Below are 6,081 nucleotides of genomic sequence, written 5' to 3'. Positions count from 1 at the left end.
GGGCATGCCTGAGCTGGACGGGCTGAGGAAGGGGGTGCCGGGGGCACGGGGGGTTTCCGGCTGCGGGATCATGCTGATCCCGGTGGTGTCCTCGGCCATCTCGGGGGTGGTTGGGGCAGCGTGTCGTCCAGGTCGTACGGCGGGGATGACGCCGCTGCCCGCGGTTTGGGGTTCTTCAAGCATGATGCGGGGCTCGGGGAGGGCGAGTGATTCTGAGACGGGTAGCGACTCAGATAGCGCTAGGGGGGCTGCTACGGCAGGTGGTTCAGCGACCACGAAAGGTTCCGGGGTGGCCGCAGGAGGGTCGACCACGAAGGGAGCCGGAGCGGATGGAGGAGTGGCGACGATAAACGGTTCGGGAACATCGGATATGGCGGGTGGTTCGGCGACCACGAAGGGCTCGGAGGTCGTCGGCGACGGCACGGTGTCGTAGCTGTTGATCAACGAACCAGTGTTAGCGACCGGGATAGTGGTTCCGGTGCGCACGTCCACCTGGACCGAGGTCTCTTCGGGTTCATCCCAATCCTGGGAGACATCAAAGGCCCAGGCCTGCGTGGAGGTGTCTTCCCATTCCTCGTCTGGGTCGCTCCATTCCTGAGATACCTGGTCGCTCCAGGAGGGGTCGTCGGAGTTTTCCCACAGGAGGTTGTCTGCTTCCGATGTGGTGTCATCCGGGCCCCACGCCTCAGCGTGGTCTTGCCATTGCTGGACGAGATCGTTCTCTGGGGAGGTTGCTTCCGGTGCGCCAGTCGCGGGGGAGTATTGCTCCTCCGGGGTGGCCCAGGGATTTCCTTCTGACCATTCCTGGGCGACGGGATCAACCGGCTCCCCAGCTGGTGTCGCTGGAGTGCGGGCCACTTCGGGGAGCGCCGCTGAGATCGGTGCTGCTGGCGACTCGGGGGCGGCAGGTGGAGCTGTTGGCGGACGTTCGCCTCGTCGTGGGCTGGCCGTCGCTGCCGCCGCTCCGACCGCGGCTGCCACGCCAGCGACGGCACCAGCTGTGGCAGCGACGGCTGCAGCTGGGCGCCGAGATGCCGTCTGAGCTGTTTCAGGCGTGGTGGCTGTTGGGGTGGGCGCGGAATCCGCTGGAGGGGAGTTGCGGCGGAGCCGTCGGGAAAGTCGGGACTCTTGACGAGACTGAGAACGAGCTTCGGCGCGGGTAGCGGCCCGAGTCTTCCCATCGGGAAGGGGACGATCCGGTGTCGGTGTTGGCGAGGCGGGGGCTGTGGTTGCTGCCGCGGTTCGGGGCGCAGGGGAGGTCCGAGACGTCGGCGCCGTGGCGACTTTGGCTGGGGTGGCTGGAGCTGCGACCGTGCTCGGGGTGACCGAAGCCAATAGCGCCACACGCAGCGCGCAGGCGCTGCGTGCCATGTCCTCCGCCGTGTCATTGATGCTGTGCCGCAGCCGCGAGTCTGTCGCTGACGCCAGTGAATAGTTGAAGGCAGCGAATGTGGCGACGAAACCAGCTACCCGAGCGTGTTCCGCAGACAGAATGTAAGTGTGCTTGGCAGTGGTGAACTCGAAGAAAATCGAGGGGGGTTGCCGGGTCCAGCCGCGCACCGTGTCCGTGTCCACGGCTAAATATCCCAAGACCCCAAAGAAAGCGAATACCCCTAATGCGATCACCACTGCTGGCATCAACCGGGATATCACCACGATCAATTTCAGGTTACCCGATTCCCATCGACCCAACGGGCAACTCGTAGGCTCGTCCAGCTGGGGGCCTTTGCCCTCCAACGGCGTACCCACCAAAGCCTCACCGAGCTGGTCCGCATCCTCAAAACGACCGATTGCTTTCATGTCCAACGGGCTACGACTTCCGATGAATGCCCCGGTGAGAAGCAACAACAGTGAGATGACGCCGGTATAGGCCCAAGCGGTCTGTCGACCGATCGTGACCCAGATTCCCGGATTCAGGAAGAAGAAAAACACCACGCCCAAGACGACTGGCAGGGTGGATGCCAAAGCTGAGGCTCCGTTGGCCAAGGCGTTGGCCAACTCATGAATAAGCCATCGGGACAGTGTGACCACGCCGAAGAGCACCGTGAAGAACACGACGACCAGCTGGACGATTTGCAGTGCCGCCAGGACAAGCAAGATGCCCAGCATGATCTGCAAGGCTTCTTCTGGCCGCTCATCCTTGAGTAGCAGTGGGGGGTTCATCGACACCGAGAGAACTGGGGTCGCCACGAAGGCCAAAGCCTCCAACGGGCCGATCGTGTTCGGCGCAGAGAACGGAGCGCGGCGCCGGAACAGATTCGAGACCACCCACGTGACCAACATCACGATGATGCTGACGATCAACCCTGACGACCATGTCGCCGGAGTGAACGTCGGGATGAGCACGATCATCATCACGGCGTAGAGGACGATCAACACCGGAGCCGCCCGGACGGTCACATCATGGCCGACGATGGTCCCGCGGGTCAGCTGCGGAAGCCCACGTCTTCGCAGCCATCGTTCCACCTCCTTGGCCGTGGAATCGTCGACCGAGAAGGGACGTGGACGTTCGGGGCTGTCGGGGCGCACCCGGAAATCCTAAGAAACCTCACAGGAAAGGACACGCCCCGTTCATCCCATGCGCCCCTCCAGGCCCTTCCTGTCGGTCAGGATGACGGTGTGACCGCCACCAACCACCAGGCGGCGTACGGCGGCAACCACACCCGTCCGTCGGGACCTGGATGGACTTCCTGACCGGTCAGGGCATCCACTGCCGGATCCAAACCCAGCGCAGCCAGTCTCGCTCCTGGATGGAATCGCCACTCTGGGGTGACGTTGTACAACTGCAACATCACGCCCTGCGGATGCGGTCGCCGTATCGGCAGCACCCCCCGATCGTGCATCTCGTCGACGAACGAGGGCGTCGCCGCATGCAAGTGCACCAACTCTCGACGGACAGCCGCCATCGTCGCCAGATCGGTAAACGCCCGTCCTGGGGAGGTATTGCGGTCATGGCGACGCGCCCACCGTTGCGGGTCTAGCCGAGGACGATGCGTCCACCGCAAGTCGGGGGATCTGCCTGGAGCAAGCTCCCCGTCGGGGTCATTGACGGCAGCAAGTTCGTCACCGCTCCAGATCACGGGGATTCCGCCCCACCCGAAGACGATGGCTTGGGCCAATCGCAGCGCGGCCAAGTCGAGCTCGGCATGCGGGACATCCTGGTCTTCCTCGTCGGCTTGGATCCCAATCAGCGCGGCAGCAGTGCCGCCGATCCGGGCTTCCCCGCCGGAACCCTCCCGACGGGTCACGACGCCCCGAGCTCGCGACGCGGTGAATGTCCCCGCATACCAGTCGGAGAGGAATGCGCGGTGGGATGCCCCCTCCCAACCCACCGCCGTGGCGTCCACATCCCGCACCGACCATGCGATGTCGTCATGACAGCGCAGATAACTGACCCATGCGGTCCCGGGAGGCAACGTCGGGAGGCAGGACAGTGCCCGCGCCGCTAGCCGAGCATCTTTGGCTGCTAATGCCGACCAAATCTGCACCATGAGCGTGTCGTGATAGACGAGTTCGCTGAGCTTGCCAGTCCAGCGTCCTTGCCCAAGGTATGCGGGCAGTCGCTCCAGGCGAACGACCGCCTCGGCTTCAAAACTCACCGCTGGGCAGCAGACGCGAGCCACCGCCCGTAAGACCTGCGTCACGGAATGCACTTGCGGAAGTCCTTGACAGTCGGTCCCGGCCTGTTTCCACACAAAGGCCACCGCGCCGAGGCGAATGACTTCCACCCCGGCATTTGCTAATTCCAGGATAACGTGAGTCATTTCAACTAGTACGTCCGGATTGGACCAATTCAGATCCCATTGAAAGGAGTGGAAGGTTGTCCACACCCAGGCGTTGAGGTCGTCATCCCAGGTGAAATTTCCTGGATCGCTATCCGGGAAAATTTGGGAAAGGTGCTGTTCGTAAGCGTCGGGTGATTCTCGGTCGGGAAAAATGTGGAAATAGCGCCGGTATCTCTCTTCCCCAGCTTTCGCCCGCCGGGCCCATTCGTGATCGTCGGCGACATGGTTGCAGATCACGTCCAACGCCAGGCTGATGCCGCGGGCGCGCATCTGTCGGGTGGTCTCTCGCACATCCGCCATCGTGCCGAGAATCGGCCGGATCTGTCGGTAGTCCGCGACCGCATAGCCACCGTCATCATCGCCAGCACGGGCCAGGAACGGCGGCATCAAATGCAGGTAGGTGACCCCGAGCTCATGGAGATAGTCGAGACGGTCACGCACAGCTGCGAGGTCCCCGGCGAAGCGTTCAGTGTCCGCGGAGTAGCCGATCATTTCGGGGGTGCACAGCCGGTCTGGACGAAGGAGCCGTTCGTAGTCGAGGTCCACTAGGTCGGCGTCACGCACTCGGTGTGCGTCCCGGGAGAGCTGCTCTAGGCGTGCACCGGTCCGGACCGCAGTGTCTTCGTCGTACAGGTCGCGCAGCCCGCAGAGAACGTCAGGCCACCAGCGGCGGTGCCGAGCCTCGTACTGGCTGTCCTGGTGCAGTCCCTGAGGTGGCATGCCTCGCCTCATTCCTGTCTGGTGACGGTCGCTCGTCGGTGCCAGCCGAGTTCATAGGCGTGGCACAGGATTCTCCGAGGGCGGTGCTGAGATCACCAGCGAGAGTGTCGCCATGACCTCCGTGTTCGACCGTACCGCCGTTGACCGTGGCTCGGGTGGAAAGCTGCCCTGGCCACTGAGGCATGTCGGAGGAGCAAGAACGCGTACGGGACGTCCTCCAGCGATACGGCGCTGGTGGGCGCCTCTGTTTCTGATGTGGGCGTGGGCTGGTCTGCTGGTGGTGCTGGCGATGTGGGTTCGCGGTGGTGCTCTGCTGGAGATGGGGTCGCTGACCACGGTGGTGACCTCAGGAGGCCGACTGGCGGGATTGGTGGCGGCGTACTTGCTGTTGATCCAGGTCGTGCTGATGGCGCGCCTTCCATGGCTGGAACAAGCTGTCGGTCAGGACCGGCTTGCGGTGATACATGGCTGGGTCGGCGGGATCAGTCTGGCGGGCATGGTGGGGCACGTCGGGTTGATCCTTCTGGGGTACGCCGGCCTGAAGGTCGCTGACCTGCCTGGCATCACCTGGCAGGTCGTCACTGACATGCCAGCGATGGTGCTGGCAACAATGGGGACCGCAGCGTTGGTGGTGGTAGGGGTGAGCAGTCTCAGGCCGGTCCGACGCAGGCTGCGTTATGAGTCCTGGCATCTCCTTCATCTCTACGCATACCTCGGGTGCTTCCTTGCACTGCCACATCAGGTATGGACCGGCAAGAATTTTCTCGCCGCGCCGTGGGTCACGGCGTACTGGTGGTTGTCCTGGGCTGGAGCGGTGGTGCTGTTGGTCTGGTATCGGGTGGTGATTCCGTTGTGGCGCAGCCTGCGCCACCGAGTGGTGGTGACCGGGGTCGACCTGAGCCCTGGTGGGGTGGTCACGGTCACCATGACCGGACGTGCGCTGGACCGGTTGGGTGCCGCAGGGGGGCAATTCTTCTGGTGGCGCTTCCTTGACGGTCCGGGATGGACGCGAGCGCATCCCTTTTCGCTGTCGGCGGCGCCTGATGGGTGCCAGCTGCAGATCAGTGTCGCGATGGTCGGTGCAGGGACTGCCCGCTTGGCGCGGTTGAAGGTGGGCACCTCAGTCTTGATCGAAGGACCGTATGGGCGCTTCCACGAGGGGGTTCGGTGCCGTCGGAAAGTGTTGCTGTTGGCCTCGGGGATCGGCGCTGCTCCGATCAAAGCGTTGGTGGAGTCAATGGCTCTGGCACCAGGAGATGCGATCGTCGTGCATCGGGTGTCCGATGTCGTGACGGCGCCGTTGTCCCGGGAACTCGCTGCTGCGGGCGCCTCTCGCGGGGCGGAAGTGCGGACCATCGCGGGTCCTCGGATCCGCGGGAGGAGATCGTGGCTGCCTCAGTCCTGGGAGCACGTGCGTGACGATGAAGCGCTCCGCTCTATCTGCCCTGATCTGCATGATCGTGAGCTGTTTATCTGTGGGGGTGCAGGGTGGACTCGCGCTGTGGTCAGGGCAGCGATGGCCACGGGAGTGCCTCGCAGTCGCATCCATGCGGAATGTTTTTCGAGCTGAGCGAGG

The 6,081-nt window shown here is 63.8% G+C and carries 3 protein-coding genes; 1 reads left to right on the top strand and 2 read right to left on the bottom strand.

The genetic code is table 11. The features are described from left to right. Both KEM60_RS03130 and KEM60_RS03125 read right to left on the bottom strand, forming a co-directional pair. Positions 1-2,529: hypothetical protein (locus tag KEM60_RS03130; protein WP_255574185.1), on the bottom strand; the 2,529-nt coding region annotated here is incomplete at its 3' end. Between the two features lie 77 nt (positions 2,530-2,606). Beyond that, entirely contained in the window at positions 2,607-4,505 is a 1,899-nt protein-coding gene (locus KEM60_RS03125) for an alpha-amylase family glycosyl hydrolase (RefSeq protein WP_219106059.1), read from the bottom strand. Positions 4,506-4,617: 112 nt separating this feature from the next. Here KEM60_RS03125 and KEM60_RS03120 point away from each other — a divergent pair, with 112 nt between their 5' ends. Further along, positions 4,618-6,075, top strand: coding sequence for a ferric reductase-like transmembrane domain-containing protein (locus KEM60_RS03120; protein WP_219106058.1), 1,458 nt, complete (start codon positions 4,618-4,620; stop codon positions 6,073-6,075). The last annotated feature ends 6 nt before the right edge of the window (positions 6,076-6,081 follow it).

Source organism: Austwickia sp. TVS 96-490-7B, assembly GCF_019331795.1.
GTDB lineage: Bacteria > Actinomycetota > Actinomycetes > Actinomycetales > Dermatophilaceae > Austwickia.
The sequence above is the reverse complement of the archived record's forward strand: the minus strand, read 5'-3'. Positions and strand labels throughout refer to the sequence as shown.